Raw genomic sequence first — 26,430 nt, 5'->3', positions numbered from 1 at the left:
ACCCGAGATTTGCTTTGTTCTTGCTGGAGGGCTTGTTCGGCGATCTCTCGGAGTCTCCTGCGCTCTTCAGCAAGGCGCGGCTTGTAAGGCTGATGACTCAATATATCTCCACGGCTTCGAAATGGAGCGAGTCTCGGCATTCACCCGGACTACCTGAGCTAACCGTCTACCCACTTGCGCTGTTATCGGCCCTTGGTGGCACCGCTATATTTTCCTCCGGCCGGCCGATCCCCCGCCGGGTCTGCATGGTTATCGGCGCTATTTCTACGAGTTCATCAAGGTGGAGAAGGCGAACCATCCTGAAGCCCTTGTACGGGTAAGACGACTGGAGTACATATATAGGGAACTACTAGTTCTCTAACGTCTGGAACCGGGTCATGGGCGATGTCCAGCAGCACACGCCGCGGGTCCCCTCCGCCATCCGGACGGCGCTTCCGGGCATCCTGCTTGTCATGTTCCTCGGGGCCCTGGATCAGACTGTGATGGCCTCGGCGTTGCCGGCGGTGGCCGGTGACCTGAATGGCCTGGACCAGATGTCCACCATCATTACCGGCTACCTTGTCGCCGCCACGGCCGCTATGCCCCTGACCGGGAAGCTGGGTGACGCCTACGGCCGCAAGCGTGTTCTCCAGGCCTCATTGATCGTCTTCACCGGCGGTGCGGTGCTGTGCTCTGTTGCACATTCCGTTCCGGAGCTCATCGCGTACCGGGCGGTTCAAGGCATCGGCGGCGGGGGCCTAATGATCGGGGCCCAGGCGATCATCGGCGAACTTGTCAGCCCGCGGGACCGGGGCAGGTTTCTTGGCATCATCGGGGCCGCGTTCATCGTGGCGGCGGTCGCCGGTCCGCTGGCCGGCGGGGCCGTGGTGGACCATCTGTCCTGGCGCTGGATCTTCTATTTCTACGTGCCGCTGGGGCTTACGGCCCTTGCAGTTGTGACACTGACACTGCGGCTTCCGGACCCTCCGCGGGGGCGGCGCATCGACTACGGCGGGGCCGCCCTGCTGTGCCTTGGGATCATATTGGTGATCATGGTGTGCAGCCTTGGCAGCTACGGCGCCCCGGGCTGGCTCGCTCCCGTTCTGGCGGCGGTGGCGGCGGCGGCACTGGCCGGGTGGTTGGTCACCTCCCGCCGCAGTGCGGATCCGATCATTCCGTTGTTCCTGTTCCGTGACGCCGCGTTCGCCATCCCGACGGCGGTCAGTTTCCTCATCGGCTTCGCGATGTTCGCCACGCTCAGCTTCCTGCCGGCGTTCCTGCAGGTGGGCATGGGGATGTCGGCCACCGCTTCCGGCGGCATGCTGATCGCCCTCATGGCCGGAATTCTGCTCACAACGGCGGCCTCCGGCGCGCTGATCACGCTCACTGGGCGCTACAAGATCTACCCGGTGGCCGGGACGCTCCTGGCCGTTCCCGGAATCTGGCTGTTTAGCACCCTGGATGCGCATAGCAGCCCGTGGCTGGTGCTCGCCTCGATGCTCCTACTCGGGCTGGGCATCGGGCTGGTCATGCAGGTCATGGTGCTCGTGGTGCAGAATTCCGTGGAGCGCCGCGATCTCGGGGCAGCCACGTCCACCGTGACGTTTCTTCGCCAAGTGGGCAGTTCCGTAGGCGTGGCGGTCCTGGGGTCCCTCATCACGGTGCGCTTCACGGCCGCCGTGCCCGCGCCGCTGGCAGCGGCGCTTGGCGACCGCATCAAATCGTTGACGCCGAAGACTCTTGAGCAGCTCCCTGCAGCGGACCGCAGCGCGGTGGCCGAGGCTTTCGGCCATGCGCTTCCACCGGTCTTCGGCTACGCAGCCCTCGTGTTGGCGGTCGCCTTCGTTCTGACGCTTTTCCTGCCTGAGCGGGAGCTGCGGACAACGGCGCACGCCGACGCCGACGCCGCGCGCCTAGACGCCGAGGCGTCCGACGGTCTGGCCGCGGACGCGGGGCCGACCAATCCCAATGACCCTGCCGACCGCGCACGAGGAGCCTCCGATGACTGAGAAGACCACCGCCCCGCTGGCCGATTTCGGTTCGGCGGACATCGACGCCGCCGGTGGAAAAGGTGCCGCCCTCGGCGAGCTGATACGCCAGGGATTTCCGGTGCCGCCGGGCTTCATCATTACGACCCGCGCGTACCGGTCCCTCCTTGCCGACACGTCGCTGGGGGCGGCCCTGGGCGGACTGCTCCGCGCCGGCACCGCGGAAAGAGATCCCGACGGCGCCGCGATCCGCGTGCTGTTCGCCGGAACGGACATGCCTCAGGACTTGCGGACGGAGATCGGTGTTGCCTATGCAAGGCTGGGGCGCGGAGCGGTGGCAGTACGTTCCAGTGCCACGGCGGAGGACCTGCCGGGGGCAGCGTTCGCCGGCCAGCAGGACACGTTTTTGAACGTTGTGGGCGAGGACGCGGTGGTCCGGGCGGTCGCCGACTGCTGGGCCTCGCTCTGGACGGACAGGGCCATCGCCTACCGCCGGCGGCAGGAGATCGATCCCCGCGAGGTGGCCATCGCCGTCGTCGTGCAGAAAATGGTGCCGGCCGACATCGCCGGTGTCATGTTCACGGCCAACCCCGTCACGGGTATGCGCAGCGAAATCGTCGTGGAGGCGAGCCCCGGGCTGGGGGAGGCGGTCGTCTCGGGGCGGGTGACGCCGGAGCACTACGTCCTGGACCTCTCGGGAAAGTGCCGCAGCTTTGCACCGGGTGGCCGCGAGGTCGTGATCAGCGCCGCCGTAGGCGGGGGCACGCAGGAAGTCCCCGGGACCCCGGGTGCCGGTCCGGGGCTGGGCACCGAACAGCTGGCAGAGCTGGCCCGCCTGGCTCTGAGGTCCCAGGAACACTTCGGCCGGCCGCAGGACATGGAATGGGCGGTGGCCGGGGGCCGACTGTTTGTCCTGCAGTCGCGGCCCATGACGGCGTTGCCGCCGCAGCCGCAAAGGCTCAACCCTTTCCAGCGTAGGGTGGGGCCGTTCTTCGCGGAAATGTTCCAGGAACGGCCCTACCCGCTGGACGTGTCCGGCTGGATGAACCACGGGATCCTGGCCATGCTGCACCGGATGGCCGGGAGCGTGGGCGTGGTCTTCCCCACAGCTGAGCAGGTGCTCCCCGAAGAAGACGGCGTGGTGGTGCAGCTCGTGCCGCCGGTTCCGCATCCCACGCTCCGGAGCCTGGCCGCGCCGGTGTCGCTAGCCCGCCGTGCACGGCAATACAAAACAGCCCGGTGGACGCAGGATCCGAGATTTCCGGCCTTCCTTGACAGAATTGAGCGGCTGACCGCGAAGGACCCGGGCGCACTGCGCTGGGCCGGGGTCGTTGCCATGGCAGAGGAATCCTTCGCGGCCATGGGCGGTATCACCGACCTGCGGATCTCCTACCTGTCCGGTATCTTCCTGCCCATGCTGAAAATGCGCGCGATGCTCCTGCTCCTTGGGAAGATGGAACTGGGGTCTGCGCTGATCGCGGGGGCGGAAACCCGGACGAGCCAGGCCAACCGTGCACTGGAGCAACTGGCCGAAACAGCCGGCGCCGATGCCGAGCTGGCGCGTGCCCTGTCCGAAGAGGACCCAGTCAATGTCCTGGACCTCGTCGAAAAGGATCCCTCCCACGCGGCCTTCCGCGAGGCATTTACGGCGTTCCTGCTCGAATACGGCAACCGCGAAACAGTCAGCGTGGTGCTGAGCAGTACCCCCACCTGGTTCGACGCCCCGGAGGTCGTCCTGGGACTCGTGAAGGCCATGCTGGGCGCCCGGCCGCCGAGGACCGACCAGACCGGCACGGCGATGAGCGAGCTGGCGCGGCATCCGGCACTGCGATTCGGGCCCCTGCGACGGCGGGTGTTCGCCGCCGTCGCAGCTGCCCAGGCCGGGATGGCGTTCCGGGAGGACACGCATTTTTACGCCACCAAGGTCATACCGCCGCTGCGCCGTGCCTACCGCGAGCTCGGCCGGCGGCTCACGGCGGCCGGCGTGATCGATGATGCCCATGACGTCTACCACCTGCGGTTCGAGGAGCTGGCATCGATCACGGACACCGACGACGGCGTGCTGCCGGCTTCCGTCCGGGAGCACTTCCGGCCGCTGGTGCTGGCGCGTGCGGCCAAGCGGCGCGAACTGGAGGGGATCCCTCTGTTGGACACGGCCTTGCTCTTTGGGCACATCCGCCGTGTGGCGGGGGCCCTCGTCTCCGGCACGCCGGCAAGCCGTGGCCGCGCAGAAGGGCCGGTGAGGGTGATCCGCGGACCGGCCGAGTTCGGGCGACTGCGCAGCGGAGAAATCCTGGTCTGCCCGTACACCAACCCGTCCTGGACACCCCTGTTCCAGCGTGCCGCGGCCGTCGTCGTGGACACCGGCGGCCTCGGCTCCCACGCGGCGATCGTGGCGAGGGAGTACGGAATACCGGCCGTCATGGGGACCGGCACTGGCACCAGCATCCTGACCGACGGGCAGCATGTCGTGGTGGACGGGAACACCGGGGTGGTCATGCCTTCCCCCTCCGGGGCGGGGGCCTGAAATGGCGGAGTCCCAGGACCACCGCAAGCTGCCGCGCCGCCGCGGACCCGCCCTGAACAGTGCAATCTTTGAAGCGGTCCGGGCGGAGATTGCAGAATCCGGATATGCCGGGCTGACCATGGACAGCGTGGCCGAGCGCGCCCGGGCCAGCAAGGCCTCGCTCTACCGGCGGTGGCCCGGGCGCGCGGCCCTGGTACTTGACGCAGCCTACGACGCGATGCCCGGTCCGGCGTCAGCCCCCGACACCGGGAGTCTCCGCGAGGATGCCCTCGCGGTCATGCGGCACGCCGCGCGTCAGCTGGACGGGACCGTCGGGCTGGCCATCCGGGGGCTGCTGGGCGAGGCACTCCAGAATCCGGCCGTGGCCGCCGAAATCCGTGAGTACGCACGCGGGAATGCCGGCAAGGTCATGCTGACCATCATCAAGCAGGCCGTGGCGCGGGGCGAATGTGACCCGGCCCTGGCCACGGACCGCACCGTCGAAGCCGGCCCCGCGCTACTGCGGCAGAGGTTCATCTTCTCGTCCATGCCCATCGACGACAACTATCTCGTGCAGGTTGTCGACGAAGTGGTGCTGCCGCTGCTGGGACTCAGCCCGCCCGGGGTCCGAGGCCAGAAGCCGAATAGGACCTGACTGGTTTGTGTTTATCCTGCAGTGCTCGGACGGATTTGTACGCTTGATTCAGCCAGTCCAGTCAGCTCAATCCAAACCTCGGCTGCTAATGGCCCTAATGTGCGGCTTCGCCGGGACGGATCGTCCACAACGCCTCCCGGCTCTACCGGGTGTGAGCGTCAGTCCGCGAGCCGGGGACAATTGCTTCGTCGCCACGTGTGCGGCGTTTCCTCCGTTGACTGGCTACGCAACGCTCCCGCGGGAGTTACCGGACCCTGTTCCCCCGGCCGCCGCGGGACAGGGACTGCTGAACAACCACCGGGTCGAATCCGGCCGGGGGCCGGCACTGCGGTCCTGACGACCGGCGGATGCGTTCGGTTTCCTGATAGCTCCACTCAGCCGGCACCGGCCACGCAGGAGTGCCTCCACAGGTATCGGGCTGATAGAGCATGCAGCTGAAGAAAGAGGGGTAGCGATGATTGATTGCGAGTCCGACCGCGGATGCCATGGTCCAGGCGATCCACACCGGCGATCCTCACACGGTGAGGCGGCTGTTGCGTGAGAACCCCGCCCTGGCTGGCGCCAGATTTGGCGCCAGATTTGGCACCGGAGACCCGCACGGGGTGGCACGCACGCTCCTGCATGTGGCCACCGACCTGCCGGGCCAGTACCCCCACAGTGCCGACTGTCACGATACTCGCCGAAGCCGGGGCTGACGTCAGCGCCCCGTGCACCGGGCCGTACGCCGAGACCCCGCTGCACTGGGCCGCGAGCGGTAACGATGTCGAGGCGCTCGACGCCCTGCTGGACGCAGGCGCGGACATTGAAGCCCCGGGAGCGGTGTTCGGCGACGGCACACCACTGGCGGACGCCATCGGCTTCGGGCAGTGGCAGGCGGCCCGGCACCTGATCGACCGCGGTGCACGCACGACGCTGCGGCAGGCGGCGGCTACGAGACTACGATCCAGCATCCTCGAGTGCTTCCCCGACGCGGCGCCGCCTTCGCCGGATGAGCTCAATGCCGCGTTCTGGTACGCCTGCCACGGCGGGCAGTTCAATGCCGCGATTTACCTTCATGGCCGGGGGGCCGACCTGAACTGGATACCGGCGCGGGAAGAGCTGACGCCTCTGGACGCGGCGCGGCGCAACGGTGCCGCCGACCTCGTCCAGTGGCTACACACCCTCGGGGCCCGGTCGGCCACGGAACCGCGGTTCCCCCGATAACGGCGCATTGGTTCAACCCGCAGCCTCCTCAAAGGACAGGCCGCCGGGCTTCTGCGCCCATTCCGCCAGCACAGCGTAATCGGCGGCGGCACCCGAAACCGCGGTGCCGAACACCGCGCCGCCGACTGCGACGCCACAACACCCTCACCGACCTCGTCCACGACGCCCGATGCGTCCATCCCCGCCCCGAGGGAGGCCTCAAGGGCATCATGCCCGCCAGGGCCCCGCTGCGGATCTTCCAGTGGATCGGGTTTACGCCCGCCGCCCCGACGGCTTCGCGGATCTGCCCGGGCCCGGCCAGCGACTCCTCAACCTCGACGACCTTGAGGACCTCCGTACTCGGCGAACTGGACAGCTTTCACGACATCCCTCCTCATGGTCAACCTAGCCAATGCGGGTGCCGCGGCATTTCACGCATCTTCCCGGCCTGCTCCCCAGAACCGGTGCCACAGCCCACGCGTGCTCTCCGCCAGAGCATCGATGACGTCCTGCCCGGACCCGGCAGCCTCGGCTACTCCAAGAACCCGGCCGCTGTCACGCCACGGGGTTCCAGCGGCGACAGCCGCATGGACCGCCTCACCAAGGGCCGTGTCAAGGGCCGTGGAAGCGCGGCAGCATTCGCGCAGGGCCTCCACCGGGTCCTATCGCCAATGGCCGCGCCGCCGCACGCGCAGTCCAGCGAGCGTCTCAGGGGAAGAAGCGCCCTTCCCACAGTGTTTTAACGGGTACAGGTTGCCGTGGAAGCAGGGGAGATGAGGTGCCATGGTGAGGATAGCCATCGTGCTGGGAAGCACCCGCCCGGGCAGGGTCGGGAAAGCGGTCGCGGACTGGGTCTATGAGCAGGCGAAGAAGCGTTCTGATGCACAGTTCGAACTTGTCGACGTGGCCGACTTCTCTCTACCGCTGCTGGATGAACCGCTCCCGCCCTCCCGCGGGCGGTACCGGAACGAGCATACGAAGGCCTGGGCGCAGGTCATCGCCTCCTTCGACGGTTACATCATCGTCGCCGGCGAATACAACCACTCCGTGCCGGGGGCACTGAAGAATGCCATCGATTACCTCTATCGGGAGTGGAACAACAAAGCCGTCGGTTTCGTCAGCTACGGCAGCGACGGCGGGATCCGGGCCGTGGAACATCTGCGGCAGATCGCCGCCGAAGTGCAGATGGCCGATGTCCGCGCCCAGGTCTCCCTGCCACTGGCCACGGAGTTCGAAAACTACACCACGTTCACCCCGTCGCCCCGGGCGGTGCAGGGCCTGGGACCGGTCTTCGACCAGGTCATCGCGTGGGCCGGGGCCCTCAAAACGCTGCGCCCCTGAAGGAGAAAGCGGCTAAAGCACGGCAGGAACCTCCCGGAGCATCCGCCGGCGGGATGCGTCCGGCATGTAGCACCGGTTCCTTGGTCGGCGACGCCTGCCGCGACGACGGCGATGTCACCACTGGACGCTGCTGTAACTGTGGTTTCGGCACCGCCCCCAATCGAGGACTTCTCGAGCACTACAATCACCACAGGCCCCACACGGCACTCAAAGGCGCCTCACCCACCAAACGCGTCACCAACGTACCGGGTTAGTACATCTGGGCGGGCAGCTTCTAAAGCGCCAGGCGGTGGTAGGCGGAAGCAAAATGTATGAGCGGGTCCGGTACCTCCGACCCCGGAGCGTCACCGCCCAACGCAACTACCTCTCCTACGACGAGCAGATGTGTAGCCGCGGGATGGATGGCAACCGTTCTCAGCTCGAAGTACGCGATCGATCCGTCGAGGATCACGATCCGGTGGCCGGGCCACGGCGGTACGGGACCCGGGCCAGCAGGCCCTCAACCGGGGTCCCTGGACTGGCCAGCCAGTCCGCCGCGCCTTGGTGCTTGCTGCGCAGCAGACTCAACGCCCATGTACCCGTCGCGGCGACCGCTTCGCCGATGCGTGAGCCCGCGTAGAGGCTGACCAGCATCGTAGGAGGGTCATCGGAGACGGAGAGAAAAGCAGTCACAGTTGCCGCGTAGTCGTGCCTGCGCAGGGATGTGGAAACCACAGCGACGCCACAGCTCAATATGGTGCAGGGCTCCCTTGGAATCGTTGTTCACGGAGTGAGTCTTTCATGCGCGCAGTTACCGCCGCCCGGATCGGGATCCTTTATCGGGCATCTATCCGTCGAGACGAGCCACCACGGCTGCCGCTGTGAATCGTCGCGATAGGTGGCGGCTTTATCGCAGCATTAAATGGCCTCCCCTTCGCCCATTAAATCGAGCGCCCGCCGCTCTGGAGGCTGCGCGACGATGTAGTCGACTTAGGATGTAGCTGTGAGCCAACCGTTGGATGAGGGTCCGTTCTTTCACGGCACGAAAGCCAATCTCCGGGACGGTGATCTCCTTAGAGCGGGCTTCAGGTCGAACTACCGTCCCGAAGTCGTGATGAATCACATCTATTTCACCGCTCTTCCGAACGGTGCGGGACTTGCGGCAGAACTCGCGGCGGGTGACGGCGCCCCGCGCGTCTACACAGTCGAGCCGACCGGGCCATTCGAGCACGACCCGAACGTGACCGACAAGAAATTCCCCGGCAACCCGACCAGGTCATATCGCAGCAGCGCCCCGCTCAGGGTCGTCGGTGAAGTCACCGATTGGACACGGCAGGCTCCCGAGGCTCTACAAGCGTGGAAAGAACTCCTGGCAGCACTCCGCGCGGACGAGCGCGGCGAAATCATAAACTGACGAGGATCACGCTCCTTCAAGGGCTTTGAACGTAGGCGGATCCTTCACCGGACACTCGCCATATTCTGCTTATCCGGCGGCTACGAGCTCGATCTCGAAGCCGTCTGAGTTGAAGAGGTAAGCGGCATAGTGATCGGGTCCGCCAGCCTGCGGGTACTTGTCCTGGAACAGCTGCATCCATCCGTGATGAGCTCCTTCCATGACAAGCGCATCCACGTCTTTTTGGCTTCCGGCGTGGAACGCCAGGTGGTTGAGGCCTGGTGCTGTGCGCTCGTGTTTCCGGCGGCTCAAGGCTGGTGACTGTTCAGCCACTATGTAGGTCTGATCAAGTCGCGAGCTGATTCCTGAGTCCCAGCTTTGGTAAGAGGAGTATCCCAATCGGGGCAGAATCCAACCCCATTCCTGCTTCGCGCGGTCGATGTCAGGGACCCATACTCGATATGGTGCAGGGATCCCGTGGGAGGGGCGTTCACATTGTGAGTCTTTCATGCTCGATCACAGCTGCCCTCAGACCGATCCTTGAGCGGGCGGTGGCCGGATCGGGTGATTCATCGCACCATCCTCAGATTGCCGCGATACTAAGGGGATGGGTGAATCGCGGCTCCTCTATACGAGCGCAGGAACTGTCGAAATCATGTACATACCGGGAGACCTGCCCCCGGTGCTCTTCTTTCCCGGCGGCCATTGCTCGGCAGCGTCTGATTGCGGTTGGGGAATGTATTCAGAGTTGGGGCACGGTGTGCTTTCGTTCTCTCGCCCTGGGTACGGGGGCACCCGTGTTGGCCAATTGAGTGCAGCTGAGTTCGCGCCGCTGACACGAGAGGTGTGCGAGCAACTTGGCATCTCGGTGATCGCAGCGTCTGTGGGAGTCTCGTTCGGTGGTTTACAAGCCGCGTGCGTAGCCGCAGATAGGGAGAACGATGTCCCGCGCCTGATTCTGCATAGTTGCGCTCCGTCCTGCTTGCCCTACCCGGACAGCCGCGCGGAGGCGCTCTTGGGGCCGGTGGTGTTCTCCCCGCTTCTACAAGCCCTTGTGTGGCGTCTTGTGCGTGGCATTGTTCGTTCAGATTCAGGCCTCCGGCTCATGATGTCGAACCTCTCGACGCTTCCGGTCAATCAGTGGTGGGGGCTACTGGGTGCTGACGACAGAACGGAGGCGCGTGCCCTGTTCAATTCCATGCGCTCTGATTCCGGATTCGTCAACGACCTCCGCCAGGGCCGGGCGCGCGATGTTGCAACACGAAGATCTGTCATCGCGAGCGTCCAGTGCCCGACCCTTGTGACAGGCTCGCCGTACGATGGTGGCGTCGATTTCGTTCATGCGAAGGACTTCGCTGAAACGATTCCCGACGCGACGCTCATCGAACTCGACTCGCCGAGCCACATCTTCTGGATTGGTCCGCAAAGAGCGCAGCTTGTGTCGACCATCAACTCGTTCATCAATGAATGACCACAGCGCACGCACAACCCGCTGCCCGTTAGCCGGTCCCTCCAACGGCGCAAGCGCCACTCAAAATTTTCGGATCACGATCGCAGTGTTTCCGCTGTAAATTGCAGCGCTAAATGGCGGCTTTTTCGCAGCGCTGAGTGGCGTTCTTGGGAGTGGCGCCACATCGGTCTTTAGGCGGAGCGCCGTTGGAGCTCGCGGTACACCGTTGTCCGAGATACCCGGAACAGCTCCGCCAATTCGGCCTGCGTGTGCTCCCCGGCGTCGTGCAGCGTCAGAAGATGTTTGCGCTGCGTCTTGGATAATTTTGGTTGCTTGCCTTTCAGCCGCCCTTTGCCTTGGCGACCGCCATTCCCTCACGGGTGCGCATCCGGATTAGGTCCGCCTCAAATTCGGCCACCATTCCCAAGACGTTGAACAGCAGCCGGCCTACCGGATCAGTTGGATCGTGGGTGCTGCCGCCGAGACTGAGTGCCACCCCTTTGGCTGCCAGCTCGTCGGCTATATCCCTGGCATCGGAAAGCGAACGCGCCAAGCGGTCGAGTTTGGTCACCACGAGCGTATCGCCGCCTCGGCACGCTGCCATCGCTTCGCGGAGCCCGGGGCGCACCCGATTCGCTCCCGTCAGTCCGTGGTCGACGAAAATCTGCTTCTCTTCAACCCCCAGGGCAAAAAGTGCGTTTCGTTGGGCGGTCAGGTCCTGATCGTTCGTTGAGACGCGGGCATAGCCGATCTTCATTCCAGTCATAAGGAACATGGTTGCAGTAATCCCCCCATCACCGCGCATATCACCGTGCGGGTCTTACGTACATGGCCTCGGCCAGCAACTGCGCGGACCGTGCCGACAGGCTCCCACGGCACGGTGATCGACCGACTTACGCGCGTCACACGTCGAGAGAATTTCCTCGAACTTCGAATGGGAATTTTGCTACGCTCTTTGGCTGAAGGGCCAGGATCCCCACCTGGGTGCACGCCCCATCGATACTTATCTTGTTGCGGGCTCAGCGCTGGTCCTGCGGTGATCCACCCCCACGCGCAGGCCGCGTTCTTTTAGTTTCCGGGAAAGCGTTCCCGCAGATTCCGGTGGACGTCCGCGGCCGATCCTGCGCCGGTCGCCGCCTCCGCGGTGAGCCCGAGAACCGCCGAGGCCCCGGCACCGAGCGTTCCCGGGGGCGAGACGCGCGACAAGTCGGCGGCCAGCAGAACCTCGATGGCCAGCAGATCCTCGAGGAGGCATAACGCCTGCTCGGTTGTCCGGACGCTCAGCATGGCGCCCGTTGCATGGTCCTCGACTCCGACATCCAGGACGGTCGAGTCCAAGGTGGCGGGCGCCGCCAAGAGCCGGAGTTCGGTGTAGCAGGCGGACCCTGCGTAGCGAAGCTGCATCCCCGGGGCCGCGTCCGGCCCGCGGTTCCCGGGCGGAGGCCCCGACTTCATCGCCGCCATGAGGGCATTCCACAAATGGCTCATGCGGCGTTCGCTCAACTGCCCCACGTGGACCAGGGCGACGCGCAGGGCGTCGAAGGCGATGGCCAGCACCATCGGATGGAAGTTGCCGTTGCTCAGCACCGAGCCGGATTCGACGTCGATCAGAGGATTGTCGCTTGCGGAGTTCAGCTCGGTATCCACTGCACGCCCGGCTGTGGCGAGAAACTCCCGGAACGCCCCGTGAACCTGCGGAACTACCCGGAAGGAGAGAGCATCCTGAACGGACCGCGGGCCATCCCGGGTCAGGAGTTCGGAGCCTTTCAGCAGTTCATACAGATGGGCCGCTGCCGCCACTTGCCCCGGATACGGCTTGGCCGCCGCCACGGGCGCCGAGAAGCCCGAGGGGTTCCCACGGGTGGCTTCGATGGACAGGACGACGGCCTGGTCCGCTGCCCGGGCTGTCCGGGCCGCGCGGGCCAGCACCAGGGCGCCATGGCCGATCGAGACGCCGTTAGCCGAGATCAACGCCAGCCCATCCCGGCCTTGAAGCCGGAGCGGCTCGATCCCAGCCCGGTGCAAAGCCTCCGCGCCTGGGAGAACCTCGCCCCGGAATTCAGCCGTGCCGGTTCCCACAGCCACCTGGGCGATGCCAGCCATTGGGCTGATGTCGGCAGCCCCGACCGACCCCCTGCTGTGCAAGACCGGGTGCACCCCGGCATTCAACATGGCCAGCAGCGTGTCCGCCGCGGCCGGGCTTGCACCGGAACCGCCCCGGGCCATGCCGCAGACGCGAACGGCCATCGCGGCCCGGACCACTGTCCGGTCCAGCAGGGGCCCGAACGCGCCGCCGTGGCTCGCCACCAGGAACTGCTGCAGCTGCTCAAGCTCTTCTCGCGGAACCCGGGTGTCCTTGCCGTGGCCGACGCGGGTGCTGAGCCCGTAGATCGCGTCGCCGCTGGACATGGCCTCATCCAACAAGGCCCGGCTCGCGGCAATCCGTGCCTTGGCCGGCTCGCCGAGCACCAGCGGCATACCGTGGGCTACTGCGACGAGTTCCTCCTGTGTCATCGGCAGATCGCTGATGGTGACTCGTTCCATGGCGTTGCCTCCCGTCAACCAGTGTGGTCCCGCGTGCCCGACCGGGCAAGAGAAGACCGTGCGGCAGGACACTTCCCCCGCGGCGCCAGCATACTACTGGCCATCGGTGCTCCGGCCTTCGTCGGCCTGGCGGGGCCTTTCCTGCCTGTCCTCGGAGTGTTGTCCGGGCTGACCTTAGGGGCGGCTCAGCTCTGGTGGGCATGGCTCTTGTGGCGTTCAGCTTCCATGCCCGCACCCACTGCATCTTCGGTACTTCCGGGCCGGCAGCACCAGTAGGTTCTCACCGTCGTCGTCCTGCTGAAACCGCTACTTTGTTATGCCGCGAGCTACCTCATGATCTCGGCCCGGCGCAGTCGGACGATCTCCTCCACCACATTGTCCGTTAGACCGGTTCCCCAGAACCTGGTGTGAGTCCCGACGGTTCTGCCGTCAAGGCTGATCGTGACGGTTTCCGGATCCGCGGTGAAACCTACGAACCTGCGGATGGACTACGGGTGTCAGCTTCCGCCCGGTTGAATGTGTCCGGTGAGGGATCCCCTTGCGGACGGTCCTCGACGAACGGTCGTCGCTGTGTCTGCCGGTGTGTGGTGGGGTCGTCTGCTGACGTGCAACCGTCTGTGGAAACAAGCAGGAGAGGTCCTGACTGACGCCCTGGCAGAACGGTGAATGTTGCTGCTGCTATTGCCCTTGGGCGGCGGCAGCCGCAACGGCCAGCGGGTTCCGCGGAGGGCGCGCGAGAAGCTGGGTGATGTCTTCGGTGGTTTCGTCAAGGAAACCGTGGGCGACTGCGGTGTGTATGGATAGCAGCATGGCCGGTTGGAACGGCAGAAGCCCTGCGGTGTTCAGAGCGCTGCGGAGGTCCGCGAGTGTGCCTGGCTTGTAGGTTGCCCCCAGTTCGTGGGCGACGTCCAACGCGGAGATCGCCTTCGTGCCGACGAGGTTGTACGTTTGTCCGGCGTGTGGCTGTGGATCCTGTGCGACGATTGATGCCGCCTCAGCCAGGTCTTGGCGGGCGATCGCCGCGACACTGCCGGGGCCGAACGGCGCCGTGATTGTGCCGGCTTCAGGTGTGAGGAGTTGTCCGATCAGTTCCGCGTAGAGGCCGTTCCGTAGGATCGTCCAGGGAACGGTACCCTGCTGAAGGCGTCGTTCGGTCCAGCGGTGGGCCAGGGCAAAGCCGAGGTGGTCGCCGCCGTCGGCCACGCTCGTGTAGATGATGTGCTGAACGTTGCTGCGTTCTGCGGCGGTGATGACGTTTTCGTGCCGGGCAATCACGACGTCGTCTTCGGCCGTGCCGGCAGAGACAATGACAAGGGTGCCGACATCACCAAAGTCGAGGGTTGCGGGGTCGTCGAAGTTGAGCAGGCGCTGGCGCGGGTCGTCGCCCGGCGTGCGGGTGCCGCCGACCCCATCGACTCCGGCTTCTTTGAGATGGTGGAGGATCGCCTGGGCGAGGTGGCCAGAGGCCCCGGTAACGAGAATCATGGACTGGCTTCTTTCGCTGGTTCTTTTCAGTAACTAAACCCATCTTCGGTAACGTTGGGCACGGCCACAAGGAGGCACTTTCGTGTTAGACAGTCACACCGGGGTAACCGCTGCGCTGGAACCGTGCGGCAGCACCGACCACCAGGACTGCGGCATCCGCGACGTCCTCGACCGGATCGGCGACAAGTGGTCCGTCCTCGTCATCGTCGAACTGGCCTCCGGGGTGCGGCGCTTCCGGGAGCTGCAACGCGCCATCGACGGGATTTCCCAGCGCATGCTGACTCTGACCGTTAGGCGCCTCGAACGTGACGGCTTGCTCACCCGGACCGTTTACCCCACGGTCCCGGCGCAGGTCACCTACGAACTCACCGCCCGCGGCAGCGGCCTCACCCATTTGGTCAAGCAGCTCGCGGACTGGTCGCTGGCGAACAAGGATGCCATTGGACGATCAAGGGACCTCTACGACGAGCAGAACCCGGACCACGCGATCCGGTAGCTAACAAATGGAATGACCGCTCAGGGTTGCCCTAATCGGGCAGCCCGATCAGAGTTCGCGGTAGCTTCGAGTTGAGAAGATGCGGGTACGTGAGTGTTTCTGAAGCGCTGTTGCCGTTCCACGCTGTTTGTCCTTGAAGCGGCGCAAATTGTTTGTCGGTTCAGGAACCTTTTCGGATCCTGCGGACACTACAAGGCATGAGGCTAATGGGGGAAACCGACGAAGACCTGTGGCATAAGTGCATCGCAGGCGACGCTGATGCGTTCGGGGTCCTGTTCGACAGGCACGCCGATGCAGTCTTCCGGTATTGCCTGTCCCGTTGTGGTTCCTGGCACGACGCGGAGGAACTCGTCTCGATCACTTTCTTGGAGGCGTGGCGACAACGGAACAGGCTCAGACCGGAGAAGGACACTCTGCTGCCGTGGCTGCTGGGCGCGGCAACGAACGCGAACCGCAACCGGGCCAGGGGAACGCGCAGGCATGCCGCCTTTCTGGCCAGGCTGCCGCACTCCGACCCCCGTCACGGCCAAAATGAAGCAGACCATGCAGAATCGGTCGCCTCAAGGCTTGACGCAGAACGGTCCGTCCGCGAACTACTCGATACCACCGCCGGTCTGAATGACGGTGAACGGGATGTCGTTGTCCTGTGCCTGATGAACGGGATTGGCCAGGAAGAAGCCGCAAAGACCCTCGGTGTCCGAATCGGGACGGTGAAATCGAGACTGCATCGGGCACGGGCCAAACTTGCGGCCATGAACCGGGCACAAGAGCCCGCCGAACAACTCGACACGACGATCGTTGAAGCGAGGATCTCATGAACCTGTCTGAAGTGACTTACCCGAAAGACACGAAAAATCGTGTCCAGAACCTCCTCGTCCAAGAAGCCCGCCGCAAGCCGAAGACCGCCCCACGCTGGCGCAAACCGGCAGCGCTGACCTTCGCCGGACTGGCACTGGCCGGCACCACGGCCGCCGGTGTCTACGTGGCATTCGCTCCCGTGGAGGACAAACGGGACATCCGCTGCTACTACCACGCCGACCTCACCACCAGGCCCCCGGTGGAAGGGTCGCCGGGGGAGACAAAGCCCCCCTACATCACCACCGGGATTTTCATCACTGGATTCGACGCCAAGAACAACCCCAACCCGGACGATAAAAACGCCGGAATGCAACAGATCGCGGACCCCATAAACCAGTGCAGTCGCGTATGGGACATGGGAAACATGAACCTATCTGGCATTAACGACGACCTCATCCCCGAGGGTTTCATCTCCCCAACTCCAGGTGCTATGCCCACTGCAGAGGCAGTTGTGGACCAGAACGGCAAGCCCCTTTTCAGGGATCCCGCCCTTAGGTCGTTCGGAAATTTCATACCTTTCCTGACGGCATGCGTTGTGGACGGCACCGTGGCGGTCATCCCCGGCCCTGCTGAGGTCTGTGCCCAGCTCGGCATTCCTGCACTCGACGAAAGTAGCCGTTAGCCGGAGCCTACGGCGTCCTGTCAGAACATCGCGGGTGACAGTAGGCCGGCAACTCTCGCGAGTGACTGTGACGCGTTGACTGCGCCAGCCCTGCAATGCATTAAGGCTCCAGTCGATTTACGCAATCCCATCAGGGTGTGACTCGCAGCGATAAATGGCGGTCTTTGCGCAGCGCTATTTATCACCTCGCAGCCCGCAAGGGGATGGGTGAGCGGGCGTTTCCCCCGGACGGGGCTATTGAGGCCACGCCGGGGTCAGGTAGTCCTGCGGGCGTCCAGATCGCGGGCCGCGGTCTCCAGACTTGCGGCCAGGTCAGTCAGGGCCTCGATCAAATCTTCCACCCCGGTACGCGACAGCCCGGCCACTGTCGACTCGGCCAGATGAATCCAGTCAGCTGACAGCCCTTCGAGCAGCGCCTCGCCCTCGGCTGTCAGCTCTACGACCGTTGCGCGCCGGTCCTCGGTGGATGGGTGCCGGCTTACCAGCCCTAGCGCTTCAAGCTTCTGCACGGCGGAAGTGATGGTCGGGGGTTCACAGCCGGCAGCGGTGGCGAGCTGCGCCTGGGTCCGGGGACCTTGTTTTGCCAGTTCCATGATCAGGGACTCCTGGCCTATCGAGAGGCCGAGGCGGTTCAGTTCGGTAGCGGCCAGGACGCGATGATGTCCAGCGGATCCACGCCGGCTACTGGTCCCTGCGGTGAGACCCTGGTCCGTCCAGCCATCGGCGCCGGAACCAGATCAGCGCCGCCATGGCCCGGCGTGTACCCGGAGAGGCCAGGCGTTCCCGGACATCGGCGACGGCGGCGTTCCACACACCGTCCGAATACGTGGGGTAGGGGTGCGTCGTTCCTGCGATGTCGGACGTTGTCATTCCCTTGTGGACTGCCAGGGTCAGTTCAGCCAGGGATTCCCCGGCTCGGGGACCGACGATGGTGCAACCCAGGATTTTGCCCCGCCGGTCCATGATCAGCCTCGTGAAGCCGCTCGTGGAGTCCTCCGTCACGGCGCGGTCGACATGGGTGTGCCGGACAGTCCGGGCGCGGTGCTGCAGGCGGCTGTCGGCCCCGGTGAGCCCGACGGCGGCCACTTCCGGGGACGTGAATGTCACCCGGGGCACCGTGCCGCTGACCTGGCGTTTGAGTCCGAGCACCGCGTTCGAGGCGGCCACGGATGCATGAACGCCGGCAAGGTGGGTGAACTGGGGGTTCGCGGTCACGTCTCCCGCGGCCCAGATGAGCGGATTGGAGGTCATCATTCGGGAATCCGTGATCACATGGCCGTCCTCGTCCAGCTTGACCCCGATCCGTTCCAGTCCAAGGCCCGCGGTCCGGGGCGTGCGCCCGGTGGCCAGAAGGACCGCGTCCGTGTCGACGGCAGCGCCGTCCCCCAGCCGGATCCGGGTTCCAGCGGCCGTGGTAGCCGCGTTCTCGACGGATGCGTATTCCAGGATGCGGACACCGTCGGCTTCCAGGCTCTCCCGGACGAGGTCGGCGGCGTCGGGATCTTCCTTGGGGAGGATCCGGGAGCGGACGATCATGGTGACCTCGGTTCCGAGGCGGGCGAAGGCCTGTCCGAGTTCGCAGGCGACCGGGCCTTCTCCAACAATGGCCAGGCGTCCGGGAAGGGCATCGAGTTCCCAGATCGTGTCGGACGTGACGGTGGCCCCCGGGGCCAGACCCGGGATGCCAGTACTGACCGGTGTACCGCCGGTAGCGATCAGCGCCTGCCGGAAGCGGATCGTCCTGCCGTTGACGTCGGCAATGCCGGATGCGCGGAACGTCAGGGTGCCCTTGATGACTTCCACGCCGACGTCTTCGAGTGCCGCCGGCGAGTCGAGGGGTTCGATGGTGTTGATCGCGGCGAAGATGCGTTGCCGGACCGCGGCAGATTCCGGCGGCTGTCCGGTTAGCGCGCGGGCCCTCATGGCGTTTTCGGATGCAGCCCTGGCGACCTACTCGTTGTCCCTGATGCGGGACTGGGTGCAGGCTTGGACGAATATGACCGGGCTGCTGTCCGCAGACGCCCGGGTCGGGGTCGTGGACATGCAGGATCCGGTGGGATGGGCGCGGTGGCTGACTCCGCTGGCGCGGCTGGCGTGCGCGCTGGGAGGATCCGACCCCACCGCGGCCCCATGGCGGGCGGTGAAAGAACGGTGCGATGACGTTGTCAGAGCCTCCGCGAGGGGCGGCCACCTCCAGATCCGGGCCGGAATGATGATGCACGACGGGTGAAGCCCCGTCCGGTTCACCTCCTTGGGCTTTACCCGGGGCGCCGGTCGCAGCTCTCGATGTTTATCTGCTGTGTAGCGCAGATTACTGAACGGCATCATGGACCGGCCATACGTTGAAGACGTCAGCAAAGAACTCTTCGATGGAAGGTTGCCGTCATGGCTTCTGTGTCAGCTCATTCACATCACACGTCCGGGACCGGCATCGGCCGGCGGGTCTTGGCCGGGGCCGCCGGTGGTATTGCCGGGGGTATCGTGTTCGGGGTTCTCATGGCGATGATGGGCATGCTTCCCGTCATCGCGTCCATGGTCGGCTCCGACTCGGCGGTGGTCGGGTTCGGCGTCCATCTGATGATTTCGGTGCTGATCGGACTGGGCCTGACGGTGCTGTTCGGCAACCGGTTCCTGACCGTGTATGGCCGCGGCGCCCTCGTCGGGCTCGGTTACGGGGCCATCTGGTGGGTCCTTGGGCCCCTGATGGTCATGCCGGGCATAATGGGCATGACCCTGTTCACCGTTGACCTCACCGCGCTGATGAGCCTCATGGGACACCTGATCTATGGCGTTATTCTGGGACTGGTGGCGGTCCGCGTCCTCAAGAGCCAGGCATGAGCGATACCTGCCGGGTCGGCGTGGCGGCCACTGTCTCCGGAGACCTGCGCCCGTGGGCCCCGCGGCAACGAGAGGCCGACCCGCTCATGGCAGGACCCGCTGACCCGTTCAGCTGTTTGAACGAAGTTGATCTGTTCGCTGACCTGAGCGCGCAGGAGATCGCGGCCATGGACCTCATGGCCCCGGCCCGGCTGTTTCGCCGCGGAGAACTCCTGTTCAGCCAGAGCCAGCCCGTCAAGGCCCTGTTCATCCTCAAATCCGGCCGGGTGCGTATTTTCCGGGTCGCCGAGGACGGCAAGGCCCTGACGATGGCCATTCTGGAACCGGGCGCGGTGTTCGGGGAGATGATGCTCGTGGGCCAGCGGATGTATGACAACTACGCCGAGGCCATCGAAGACTCCGCGATCTGCCAGCTCAGCGTGGACGAGGTCGAACGGTTTCTGCTCTCGGATCCGCGCATCGCGATCCGCATCTCCCGGCTCCTGGGCGAACAGGTCGCCCGCCTCGAAGAGCGTCTGACCAATCTGGCGTTGCGGCCGTTATCGGCCCAGTTGGCGTCCACCCTGCTTAAACTCGGTGACGCCGGGGGGCCGCCGCGTTTCGGGCAGGCCCGGACCATCCATCTGACCCACGAACAGCTCGCCGGCCTCCTGGGCGCCTCCCGGGCGGCGACCAGCAAGATCATGGGTGAGCTGACGGCCAGGAAGGCCATCCGGCAGGGCCGCGGGCGCATCGTCATCCGTGACCGCGATATCTTGCACAAAACCGCCCGGAGCACCTCATGATCACCGCCACTTTCCACGGCCAGGTGATTGCCCGCTCGGAGCGCACGGTGTATCTGGAAGGCAACCACTACTTCCCCGCTGAGTCCGTGAGGCCGGGCGCACTGGCGGGCAGCCGGATCCGGACCCTGTGCTTCTGGAAGGGTGTCGCCCGCTACCATCACGTCCGCGCCGGGGGCTACCGGGCACCGAACGCCGCCTAGTCCTACCCGCGGCCGACACCCCTGGCCCGGATGATCAAGGGCCACGTTGCCTTCCCCCCCGGGAGCGGTGTGATCGTCACCGGCGAACGTCCCTGACGGGCCACATCCGCGGTGGAAGGTGCAGACTGGGGACCTGACCACCACTGCTCGGTCGTTCCGGCTACATGGCTATTCGGCAACGATCCGCGCATGCAGGCACCCGTGGAGTGGCCGTGCAGAGGACTTTGGATATTCCGTGCATACGACTCGGAAAATGACAAAAGTGGCGACACTCGACCCGATTTCGTCCCTTAACTATCCTTTTTCAATATGGGACGGCCGGCGCGTCGGAGGTTGGTCTGTGGAGTTCAGCGCTTCGTGGCGGCTTTCTGTGATCGCTTGATGTCGCTCAACCGGGCTTTGAGTCTTGCATCGCATGTGTTTCGACACACTGAGGTTACGAGACGCCTCACAGGCGAAGCGGGCTGCAATGGGTGAGCTGGGCGGCACCTAAAGTCTCGAGGTTTCCCGGAAGAGGAACCCTGAGCGGTACGATTTTGGCCCCGGCAAGGTCAGGAGGCCGCAGGCTCAGCGGCCAGGCCCGGTGGAGAGCCGATGCTTGCCAGGGATGTTTAGGGCAGACTGGTGGCGTGAGCGGAATCCGGTGGGTGCTGCACGTCGATCTCGACCAGTTCATCGCGGCGGTCGAAGTGCTCCGGCGGCCGGAGCTCGCGGGCAAGCCGATCATCGTCGGCGGTCGGGGCGACCCCACGGAACGAGCTGTAGTGTCGACCGCATCCTACGAAGCCAGGGCGTTCGGCGTGGGTTCCGGAATGCCCTTACGCATTGCGGCCCGGAAAGTGCCCGACGCTGTGATCCTGCCCGTCGATCAGGAGGCTTACCTGGCGGCGTCTGAAACCGTGATGACTACCCTGCGCGCGCAGCCCGGCGCCACCGTGCAGGTGCTGGGCTGGGATGAAGCCTTTGTTGGCACGGAGACAGAGAATCCGGAAGCCTACGCCCGGCGGGTGCAGGCCGCTGTCCTGGAGCGAACGCAGCTGCATTGCAGCGTGGGCATCGGCGACACCTTGGTCCGGGCCAAGGTCGCCACCGGTTTCGGCAAGCCGGCCGGCGTCTTCCGTCTTACTGCGGGGAACTGGCTCGACGTCATGGGCAGTCGGCCCACCAAGGACCTGTGGGGCGTCGGAACCAAGGTGTCGGGCCGGCTGGCCAAACTCGGCATCAACACAGTCGCCGAGCTCGCCGCGTTAGACCCCCAAGATCTGGTCCCGGAGTTCGGCCCCAGGATGGGTCCTTGGTACGCGGAGCTCGGACGCGGGGACGGCGCCAGCGTTGTGGACGACACCCCGTGGGTTGCCCGCGGGCATAGCCGGGAGACCACCTTCCAGCGCGACCTGACCGAGCCTGCCCAGGTGGACGGCGCCGTAAGGGAGCTGACAGCGCGTGTCCTTGAGGATGTCGTGGCCGAAGGACGGCCCGTCGTTGGGCTGACCCTCAAGGTTCGGTACGCGCCGTTCGTCACCAAGACCCACGCGAGGAAAATTCCCGAGACATTTGACCGGAACGAAATCCTCGCGCGTGCCTTGGACCTCGCAGCAGGAATCGAAGCGGGCCGTCCGATCCGGCTCCTGGGCCTACGGGCCGAAATGGCAATGCCCGACGATGCCCGAAAGGGACATACGCCAACGCGCGGCGGTTGGTGACGGCGTCGCTGCCTTCCTTACCAGCGCGGATGAATCGTCCGAAGACGTCTGCACCCGGACCAAGACGGGACTACTCCATCGTAAGGCGAACCTGTACCGGGCTGCCCGGCGGTATGAGTGTTAGCGGCCATTGAAAACTGCCCACAGGTGGCCACCGGGTGTTGCAACGACCCCTAGAATTCGTGTGGCGGCCAGTGGAATTACCCATTTGCGGTCATCATAGAGCAGTTCTGATGGCCGTCAGTGGGCATCCTCCACGCGAGACGGCAGAAGCGAACGGTGCTCCCTGAGCGCGATAAGGGCTCGGTACGCCGTGGGATGCTGGGGCTGGAAGGCATGAATCTCATGTATGCGGCGTGGACTCCCTGACTCCTCGCCGTGCCCGTAGGCTGTCGGCATAGGAGCAGGGGAAGGGTCCTCCGACGCTACAGCAACAATGGGGGAACTGTGCCGGTACAGACAGATTACGAAGCATCCATGGTCCAATACTTCGCAGGCCTCCTGGCGGAGGCCGCTGAGATGTCGATACCGGAGGCTGTTGAGGCAGTTGATGAGACCATCTTGGCGGAATTCCGCACGTCTGGTCAGAGGGGCCTGCACCTTCGGTTAGCTACTTGGTCCGCTGGCTCCGGCTTTTATCCGGGCAGTTAGTCCGTCGATTTGCTTTTGTTTCTGCTTCTCGGTGATCACATCGATCGCGGGGCGGCCCCGTTGTGCTGGCCAGGGTGCGAGCACGTCGAAGTCGAGGTCGCGCATGTGTTCGAGCGTTTCAAGGAACTTCTTCCGGTTGCTTTCGCCGAGGAGTACCGCTTTCCAGACGCCGTTCTCGACCCAGAAGCTGTCGCCGACGAAGAGGATTTTGTGCTCGCCGTTGTTCCAAAGGTAGAAAGCCGCGCCCGGTGTGTGTGCCAGGCTCGGGATGACTTCGAGGTCGTCTCCGATCATTTGCTGGTCTTCGAATGTGCCGTCGACTCGCATCGTGGACTCGAGCTGGGCTTGGTCCCGGCTGTGCACGAAGGTGGGGATATTCATCGACGGGGTCCCGGACATGCCCTCGTGCCAATGGTTGATGAGCAGGCGTCGGGGTTTCCCGAGGGATGATATCTCTTCTCCGACGGTGTCGATGGCTGGGGTGTTGTAGATGACGACCAGGCCCTGTTCTGTTTCCAGCACGAAGGAGTGAAGGTCGACACCGTCCATGAAGGGCAGTGGGACCGACGGGGTGGCGTGCAGGCCGGTTAGGAGCGGTTCGAGTTGGGGATGGTCCATGTCGGCAACCTCTGGGATGGGGCGGTGTCACGACGCCCGGGCGGGTGCAAGCGCTCACCCGGGCGTGGTGACTTCGAGCTCTTGACGTGTCGCTCGTTACCAGGGGGCGATGGTCTTTTCGCCGTTGTCGGTGGAGGTGAGGTTGCCCCCGAATGAACCGAGTACCTTGGAACTGAGACGGGCGTTAGCTTCCCTATGCGCGCTTCTGGATTAGGTCGATTCGTCGTTGTGCTTTGGGATGATGCGCCATGAGAGCGTTCCAGGGCGTCCGCCTCTTAGCGAATTTCTCCCGTGCCCGATAACTGCCCAAATGTTCTACGGCTCCGGGAAAGCTACCCGCCAGCTGGTGGGAGAAAAGATCGCAGTCCGCTTCGTGCTTGCGGGAGAGGGCCATCGCTATGCCCAGTGAGCTAAGGGCGAGCAGAAAGAGGGCGGAGGCACCGGTTATGTACAGGGACTTGGTGTTGGTGATGCCACCCACTGCCCAGATGACAGGCGCTGCCACAGCCAGAGGAATGAAGAGCCAATAGAAAATGTGGCGGAACATCATTGTTGGCGAGCGTTTCCGGATCATGTGTCCGAGCTCGTGGCCGAGCAAGCTTTCGAGACCATCATGAGATAGGTCCTTGGTGAGGTTGTGTGGTAGTTCGATAGTCCCGGCACCTCGAATACTTGAAGCCCTGGCCGTTGACGTGTCACCGCCGGGCAGCGCATCCACGATCTCTAGCGAGGGGACCGGATGCCCGCCCTTGGCGCAGAGAGCGGCCAGGATCGGCTCAGAGATTGCCCGCGCTTGTGCATGCGCGTCAGCTACTGGCGCTGACCTATAGTTCGTGTCGTCGCCGTCTCGGTCAAGGGGAGAGCCGGTTGAATCCATAGTCTTTCTCCTGTCTCTAACTATGATTGCCACGTTCGAATGGTAACGAGCTTATGCCCATCAGAGACCAGTTGCAGGAGCGCACCGTGTGCCGCGGTGTAGTCCTCGTCTTGGTGACCACGCCGGCTGAAAAGGAGGCAACTTTAGCTGGCGGTAGCCTTCTGTTCCTGGGGGGCACCGATCCGGGCCTGGGTGGCCTCGACCCACGGGATCGCTTTCATCCTGCGACCGGCCTTCAAAGGGGTGATACGCCAGCGGCCGGTTGGCTCCAGATCAGGGACCCCGGGTCCAAGGACCTGCACCGCGAAGATGCCAGGCACGTACTCCTTCACGAGCGAGTGGGATGTTTGCAGTTCGCGGTCCCCACGTTCCGGCCGCCCGCCTTGGATCATCAAACTGTGTGGCGAGGAGCTGCCGAAAGACTTTCGGGTCATTGCGGCATAGTCATACAGCGGGGCCAGGTCCGTGAGGAGATTCATGAGGGACTGCCCTGCGTCGTCCCTGTCCTTCTTGATCTCGGTATGGGCGAGAATCCACCCTTCGATGGAGAACCGGGCGCTCCAGTCACCATTGGCGGTGGGGAACAGCAGGTCCGCCCATCCGACGTCTTCGCAGCAACGAGTCAAGACATCGGCTACCTGGTGTGGTTTGCACTTGGACATAGTGAAGTGGATTCCCGCGAGGATGGGACCGACCGCGTTGTCCGCGGCCCAGCCGGCGAGCCGGTCCACGATCCCTGTGAAAGTTGGGTCGCCAACAGCCCACCGGTCCAAATTCTTTTTCACCGGCCGAAAAAACAGTGGCGTCTCGTCGTTGTCCAGCGCAGCCCCGGCGGAGCAGATCGCGGCGCCGTAGGAGTGACGATCTGTCTTGGGACGGGGGCCGATGCGGTCCCTGCATGCTGTGATAATTCCTGTGAACCCGAGGGGAGCGATGGCATCCGCGATCATTGCGCGGCGAACGCAGCGGCGCCCTTCGCCCCCATGACCGGGTAGGCGTAAATTGCCGCACCTTTGCTTACCGGGACCGCGTGGAAGCGTTGGTCCTGATTCCCAGGGAGCCTGATAGCGGCGATGGCGGCGTCGATTGAGTCCATTGATGGTAGGGCCGATCCATCTTCCGGCGCGCAGAGGAATCCAACGGTGGCGAGCGTTTCGTTGTTCACCCTGCGGATCTTGAGCTCATCGATGGTAATGCCCACGAGGTCAGTCATCGGAGAGCCCCCTCGAACCTATACATTCCCCATGAGTTGCGGGTGATGTCGGTGCTCATCTCCAGCCGGTAGTCCCCGGCGGCCAAGGCCACGATCATGTCCCCGGACGCGACCCAGGTGCCGAGAGTCATCTTAGGCTCTAGTCTTTTGCCGGCACTGCCTCGTGACATGGACAAAGCCTATTACCCCCCAACACCAGCGAGAAGACCACTAGCACCTCTCGTGCGTTTGACCTGCAGCGTTGCCACCTCGCTCGAGACGCATTCGGTTGAACGCGTCATCTGTTTGGCGCACGTATGGCAGCGACTTCGATGGCTAGACAGGGATTCTGTTACCTTCAAATCGAACCTGTTGCGACGATGGTGAGAAACCGCCTTCGTCCCTGGTCAGCCGGTGGCTGTACCTGCCGGCCCGGAGGGTTTCCCCGAAGTGCTTCCGGGCTGGTGTCCGTCGCGGAAGGTTGGCTGCCACGGTCGTCTCCATGGGGGTCTCAGTGCTACGCGGGAAGGGCTGCCAGAACGTCGTGCGGCCACTCTTGAGTGAGCACGTCGTTCAACTCCTTGTTGGGGCTTGTCACGCAGTAGGGAGTTTGCTCCGGGTTGAGCACCGCGAGGTTCACCGGGACAGCGAAAAGACCCCAAGGCTCGATCCTGTTGGCCAGGTAGCCCGTTAGCTTCAGTTCTCTGTACTCCGGGGCATTCCAGACCCTGCACGCATGCTGGAGGTCATCGGGGTGGATGGCGATCCAAACCCCGAACCGGAATTCGTATCCGCCTTGCAGTTTGACCGGCAGCAGGGCCCGGACGAACGGGCTGATGTTCGGGATCTGCATAAGCGTTGCCTTGTTGGGGTCAGGATCGCTCAGCCAACTGTCCTCGGCGTGGTGCTGCTCGGGGCTGTTCAGGACCGGATCCGGGAGGCGGAACCGGACATCGCGGTCGTGCGCCGCCGTCTTCCGCCCGCACATTTCGCACGCGTGCTTTCTGCCAAACATTATTCCCCCAAGGATCGTCCTTACGCTGAGTCTATGTGGGGGTGCGGGACCCCTGCGTGTCAGGATCGGGTGA

28 protein-coding genes and 1 pseudogene are annotated in these 26,430 nt (G+C 64.5%); 16 read left to right on the top strand and 13 right to left on the bottom strand.

Annotation, left to right across the window (positions count from 1 at the left end; all coding sequences use genetic code 11):
• Nucleotides 1-377: 377 nt before the first annotated feature.
• The 6 genes from ACQCSW_RS12260 (at nt 378) to ACQCSW_RS12235 (ending at nt 7,651) form a co-directional block, all read left to right on the top strand.
• On the top strand, nt 378-1,988 hold the full coding sequence (locus ACQCSW_RS12260; RefSeq protein ID WP_426986250.1) for an MFS transporter: 1,611 nt from the start codon (nt 378-380) through the stop codon (nt 1,986-1,988).
• Nucleotides 1,981-4,494: a PEP/pyruvate-binding domain-containing protein gene (locus ACQCSW_RS12255; RefSeq protein ID WP_426986248.1), complete on the top strand. Its 2,514-nt coding sequence runs from the start codon at nt 1,981-1,983 to the stop codon at nt 4,492-4,494. The genes ACQCSW_RS12260 and ACQCSW_RS12255 overlap by 8 nt, the downstream gene beginning before the upstream one ends.
• A 1-nt stretch (nt 4,495) precedes the next feature.
• A complete protein-coding gene (locus tag ACQCSW_RS12250; RefSeq protein ID WP_426986246.1) occupies nt 4,496-5,128 on the top strand; it encodes a TetR/AcrR family transcriptional regulator in 633 nt (210 codons plus the stop codon).
• 657 nt (nt 5,129-5,785) lie between these two features.
• The gene (locus ACQCSW_RS12245; RefSeq protein WP_426986244.1) at nt 5,786-6,331 is read left to right on the top strand and encodes an ankyrin repeat domain-containing protein; all 546 of its coding nucleotides are present in this window, start codon (nt 5,786-5,788) and stop codon (nt 6,329-6,331) included.
• A gap of 443 nt (nt 6,332-6,774) precedes the next feature.
• Nucleotides 6,775-7,053: a hypothetical protein gene (locus ACQCSW_RS12240; protein WP_426986242.1), complete on the top strand. Its 279-nt coding sequence runs from the start codon at nt 6,775-6,777 to the stop codon at nt 7,051-7,053.
• A 40-nt stretch (nt 7,054-7,093) separates the two neighbouring features.
• Entirely contained in the window at nt 7,094-7,651 is a 558-nt protein-coding gene (locus ACQCSW_RS12235; protein ID WP_426986240.1) for an NADPH-dependent FMN reductase, read from the top strand.
• A gap of 274 nt (nt 7,652-7,925) precedes the next feature.
• Here the strand turns inward: ACQCSW_RS12235 and ACQCSW_RS12230 are convergent, their stop codons facing one another.
• Together ACQCSW_RS12230 and ACQCSW_RS12225 are read right to left on the bottom strand one after the other, a co-directional pair.
• The gene (locus tag ACQCSW_RS12230; protein WP_426986238.1) at nt 7,926-8,102 is read right to left on the bottom strand and encodes a flavin reductase; all 177 of its coding nucleotides are present in this window, start codon (nt 8,100-8,102) and stop codon (nt 7,926-7,928) included.
• Entirely contained in the window at nt 8,099-8,365 is a 267-nt protein-coding gene (locus ACQCSW_RS12225) for a flavin reductase (protein WP_426986236.1), read from the bottom strand. The genes ACQCSW_RS12230 and ACQCSW_RS12225 overlap by 4 nt, the downstream gene beginning before the upstream one ends.
• Before the next feature lie 268 nt (nt 8,366-8,633).
• On the opposite strand from ACQCSW_RS12225, the gene arr reads away from it, so the two are divergent.
• Nucleotides 8,634-9,044, top strand: coding sequence for an NAD(+)--rifampin ADP-ribosyltransferase (arr, locus tag ACQCSW_RS12220; protein ID WP_426986234.1), 411 nt, complete (start codon nt 8,634-8,636; stop codon nt 9,042-9,044).
• A 69-nt stretch (nt 9,045-9,113) separates the two neighbouring features.
• Here arr and ACQCSW_RS12215 read toward each other — a convergent pair whose 3' ends face one another.
• Complete coding sequence (locus ACQCSW_RS12215) at nt 9,114-9,533, bottom strand: VOC family protein (RefSeq protein ID WP_426986232.1); 420 nt, start codon at nt 9,531-9,533, stop codon at nt 9,114-9,116.
• A 97-nt stretch (nt 9,534-9,630) separates the two neighbouring features.
• Here ACQCSW_RS12215 and ACQCSW_RS12210 point away from each other — a divergent pair, with 97 nt between their 5' ends.
• Entirely contained in the window at nt 9,631-10,494 is an 864-nt protein-coding gene (locus ACQCSW_RS12210; RefSeq protein WP_426986230.1) for an alpha/beta fold hydrolase, read from the top strand.
• Between the two features lie 170 nt (nt 10,495-10,664).
• On the opposite strand, the pseudogene ACQCSW_RS12205 reads toward ACQCSW_RS12210, so the two are convergent.
• From ACQCSW_RS12205 to ACQCSW_RS12195, 3 genes and pseudogenes are all read right to left on the bottom strand, one after another.
• A pseudogene (locus ACQCSW_RS12205) lies at nt 10,665-11,239 on the bottom strand (recombinase family protein).
• Between the two features lie 302 nt (nt 11,240-11,541).
• On the bottom strand, nt 11,542-13,017 hold the full coding sequence (locus ACQCSW_RS12200; protein ID WP_426986228.1) for an aromatic amino acid ammonia-lyase: 1,476 nt from the start codon (nt 13,015-13,017) through the stop codon (nt 11,542-11,544).
• A 678-nt stretch (nt 13,018-13,695) separates the two neighbouring features.
• Nucleotides 13,696-14,502 carry an NmrA family transcriptional regulator gene (locus ACQCSW_RS12195; RefSeq protein WP_426986226.1) on the bottom strand — a complete coding sequence of 269 codons (807 nt, stop codon included), beginning with the start codon at nt 14,500-14,502 and terminating at the stop codon, nt 13,696-13,698.
• An 82-nt stretch (nt 14,503-14,584) separates the two neighbouring features.
• Here ACQCSW_RS12195 and ACQCSW_RS12190 point away from each other — a divergent pair, with 82 nt between their 5' ends.
• The 3 genes from ACQCSW_RS12190 to ACQCSW_RS12180 all read left to right on the top strand — a co-directional run bounded on the left by ACQCSW_RS12190 (nt 14,585) and on the right by ACQCSW_RS12180 (nt 16,478).
• Nucleotides 14,585-14,998 carry a winged helix-turn-helix transcriptional regulator gene (locus ACQCSW_RS12190; protein ID WP_426986224.1) on the top strand — a complete coding sequence of 138 codons (414 nt, stop codon included), beginning with the start codon at nt 14,585-14,587 and terminating at the stop codon, nt 14,996-14,998.
• 206 nt (nt 14,999-15,204) lie between these two features.
• Nucleotides 15,205-15,816: an RNA polymerase sigma factor gene (locus tag ACQCSW_RS12185; protein ID WP_160670377.1), complete on the top strand. Its 612-nt coding sequence runs from the start codon at nt 15,205-15,207 to the stop codon at nt 15,814-15,816.
• Nucleotides 15,813-16,478, top strand: a complete 666-nt coding sequence (locus ACQCSW_RS12180; protein WP_426986222.1) for a hypothetical protein — start codon at nt 15,813-15,815, stop codon at nt 16,476-16,478. Before ACQCSW_RS12185 ends, ACQCSW_RS12180 begins: the two co-directional genes overlap by 4 nt.
• A 254-nt stretch (nt 16,479-16,732) precedes the next feature.
• Here ACQCSW_RS12180 and ACQCSW_RS12175 read toward each other — a convergent pair whose 3' ends face one another.
• Nucleotides 16,733-17,113 carry a MarR family winged helix-turn-helix transcriptional regulator gene (locus ACQCSW_RS12175; protein ID WP_426990687.1) on the bottom strand — a complete coding sequence of 127 codons (381 nt, stop codon included), beginning with the start codon at nt 17,111-17,113 and terminating at the stop codon, nt 16,733-16,735.
• Nucleotides 17,114-17,159: 46 nt separating this feature from the next.
• Nucleotides 17,160-18,401 (bottom strand): dihydrolipoyl dehydrogenase family protein, encoded by a 1,242-nt coding sequence (locus ACQCSW_RS12170; protein ID WP_426986220.1) that lies wholly within the window; start codon nt 18,399-18,401, stop codon nt 17,160-17,162.
• Between ACQCSW_RS12170 and ACQCSW_RS12165 the strand changes: the two genes are divergently transcribed.
• The 5 genes from ACQCSW_RS12165 (at nt 18,400) to ACQCSW_RS12145 (ending at nt 22,004) form a co-directional block, all read left to right on the top strand.
• Nucleotides 18,400-18,708, top strand: a complete 309-nt coding sequence (locus ACQCSW_RS12165) for a hypothetical protein (protein WP_426986218.1) — start codon at nt 18,400-18,402, stop codon at nt 18,706-18,708. The genes ACQCSW_RS12170 and ACQCSW_RS12165 overlap by 2 nt on opposite strands.
• Before the next feature lie 155 nt (nt 18,709-18,863).
• On the top strand, nt 18,864-19,316 hold the full coding sequence (locus tag ACQCSW_RS12160; protein ID WP_426986216.1) for a hypothetical protein: 453 nt from the start codon (nt 18,864-18,866) through the stop codon (nt 19,314-19,316).
• Nucleotides 19,313-20,101: a Crp/Fnr family transcriptional regulator gene (locus tag ACQCSW_RS12155; protein WP_426986214.1), complete on the top strand. Its 789-nt coding sequence runs from the start codon at nt 19,313-19,315 to the stop codon at nt 20,099-20,101. Before ACQCSW_RS12160 ends, ACQCSW_RS12155 begins: the two co-directional genes overlap by 4 nt.
• Nucleotides 20,098-20,301, top strand: coding sequence for a DUF427 domain-containing protein (locus ACQCSW_RS12150; protein ID WP_426986212.1), 204 nt, complete (start codon nt 20,098-20,100; stop codon nt 20,299-20,301). Before ACQCSW_RS12155 ends, ACQCSW_RS12150 begins: the two co-directional genes overlap by 4 nt.
• A gap of 647 nt (nt 20,302-20,948) precedes the next feature.
• Nucleotides 20,949-22,004 (top strand): DNA polymerase IV, encoded by a 1,056-nt coding sequence (locus ACQCSW_RS12145; RefSeq protein WP_426990686.1) that lies wholly within the window; start codon nt 20,949-20,951, stop codon nt 22,002-22,004.
• A 606-nt stretch (nt 22,005-22,610) separates the two neighbouring features.
• On the opposite strand, the gene ACQCSW_RS12140 is transcribed toward ACQCSW_RS12145, so the two are convergent.
• From ACQCSW_RS12140 to ACQCSW_RS12120, 5 genes are all read right to left on the bottom strand, one after another.
• Nucleotides 22,611-23,273: an MBL fold metallo-hydrolase gene (locus ACQCSW_RS12140; RefSeq protein WP_354253051.1), complete on the bottom strand. Its 663-nt coding sequence runs from the start codon at nt 23,271-23,273 to the stop codon at nt 22,611-22,613.
• A gap of 193 nt (nt 23,274-23,466) precedes the next feature.
• Nucleotides 23,467-24,183 carry a M48 family metalloprotease gene (locus ACQCSW_RS12135; RefSeq protein ID WP_426986210.1) on the bottom strand — a complete coding sequence of 239 codons (717 nt, stop codon included), beginning with the start codon at nt 24,181-24,183 and terminating at the stop codon, nt 23,467-23,469.
• Nucleotides 24,184-24,293: 110 nt separating this feature from the next.
• Complete coding sequence (locus ACQCSW_RS12130; RefSeq protein ID WP_426986208.1) at nt 24,294-24,935, bottom strand: hypothetical protein; 642 nt, start codon at nt 24,933-24,935, stop codon at nt 24,294-24,296.
• Between the two features lie 161 nt (nt 24,936-25,096).
• Entirely contained in the window at nt 25,097-25,363 is a 267-nt protein-coding gene (locus ACQCSW_RS12125) for a hypothetical protein (RefSeq protein WP_426986206.1), read from the bottom strand.
• 496 nt (nt 25,364-25,859) lie between these two features.
• Nucleotides 25,860-26,357, bottom strand: a complete 498-nt coding sequence (locus tag ACQCSW_RS12120; RefSeq protein WP_426986204.1) for a DUF2199 domain-containing protein — start codon at nt 26,355-26,357, stop codon at nt 25,860-25,862.
• Between the last annotated feature and the right edge of the window lie 73 nt (nt 26,358-26,430).

Source organism: Pseudarthrobacter sp. Y6 (assembly GCF_050156205.1).
In the GTDB taxonomy this organism is placed as follows: Bacteria; Actinomycetota; Actinomycetes; order Actinomycetales; family Micrococcaceae; genus Arthrobacter.
The sequence above is the reverse complement of the archived record's forward strand: the minus strand, read 5'-3'. Positions and strand labels throughout refer to the sequence as shown.

What these genes read in the sequence shown, in the direction of transcription:
- ACQCSW_RS12260 (WP_426986250.1), top strand. Translation starts at nt 378, where the DNA reads ATGGGCGATGTCCAGCAGCACACGCCGCGGGTCCCCTCCGCCATCCGG.
- ACQCSW_RS12255 (WP_426986248.1), top strand. Translation starts at nt 1,981, where the DNA reads ATGACTGAGAAGACCACCGCCCCGCTGGCCGATTTCGGTTCGGCGGAC.
- ACQCSW_RS12250 (WP_426986246.1), top strand. Translation starts at nt 4,496, where the DNA reads ATGGCGGAGTCCCAGGACCACCGCAAGCTGCCGCGCCGCCGCGGACCC.
- ACQCSW_RS12235 (WP_426986240.1), top strand. Translation starts at nt 7,094, where the DNA reads ATGGTGAGGATAGCCATCGTGCTGGGAAGCACCCGCCCGGGCAGGGTC.
- ACQCSW_RS12215 (WP_426986232.1), bottom strand. Translation starts at nt 9,533, where the DNA reads ATGAAAGACTCACAATGTGAACGCCCCTCCCACGGGATCCCTGCACCA.
- ACQCSW_RS12210 (WP_426986230.1), top strand. Translation starts at nt 9,631, where the DNA reads ATGGGTGAATCGCGGCTCCTCTATACGAGCGCAGGAACTGTCGAAATC.
- ACQCSW_RS12200 (WP_426986228.1), bottom strand. Translation starts at nt 13,017, where the DNA reads ATGGAACGAGTCACCATCAGCGATCTGCCGATGACACAGGAGGAACTC.
- ACQCSW_RS12195 (WP_426986226.1), bottom strand. Translation starts at nt 14,502, where the DNA reads ATGATTCTCGTTACCGGGGCCTCTGGCCACCTCGCCCAGGCGATCCTC.
- ACQCSW_RS12185 (WP_160670377.1), top strand. Translation starts at nt 15,205, where the DNA reads ATGGGGGAAACCGACGAAGACCTGTGGCATAAGTGCATCGCAGGCGAC.
- ACQCSW_RS12180 (WP_426986222.1), top strand. Translation starts at nt 15,813, where the DNA reads ATGAACCTGTCTGAAGTGACTTACCCGAAAGACACGAAAAATCGTGTC.
- ACQCSW_RS12165 (WP_426986218.1), top strand. Translation starts at nt 18,400, where the DNA reads ATGGCGTTTTCGGATGCAGCCCTGGCGACCTACTCGTTGTCCCTGATG.
- ACQCSW_RS12170 (WP_426986220.1), bottom strand. Translation starts at nt 18,401, where the DNA reads ATGAGGGCCCGCGCGCTAACCGGACAGCCGCCGGAATCTGCCGCGGTC.
- ACQCSW_RS12160 (WP_426986216.1), top strand. Translation starts at nt 18,864, where the DNA reads ATGGCTTCTGTGTCAGCTCATTCACATCACACGTCCGGGACCGGCATC.
- ACQCSW_RS12155 (WP_426986214.1), top strand. Translation starts at nt 19,313, where the DNA reads ATGAGCGATACCTGCCGGGTCGGCGTGGCGGCCACTGTCTCCGGAGAC.
- ACQCSW_RS12150 (WP_426986212.1), top strand. Translation starts at nt 20,098, where the DNA reads ATGATCACCGCCACTTTCCACGGCCAGGTGATTGCCCGCTCGGAGCGC.
- ACQCSW_RS12140 (WP_354253051.1), bottom strand. Translation starts at nt 23,273, where the DNA reads ATGGACCATCCCCAACTCGAACCGCTCCTAACCGGCCTGCACGCCACC.
- ACQCSW_RS12125 (WP_426986206.1), bottom strand. Translation starts at nt 25,363, where the DNA reads ATGACTGACCTCGTGGGCATTACCATCGATGAGCTCAAGATCCGCAGG.
- ACQCSW_RS12120 (WP_426986204.1), bottom strand. Translation starts at nt 26,357, where the DNA reads ATGTTTGGCAGAAAGCACGCGTGCGAAATGTGCGGGCGGAAGACGGCG.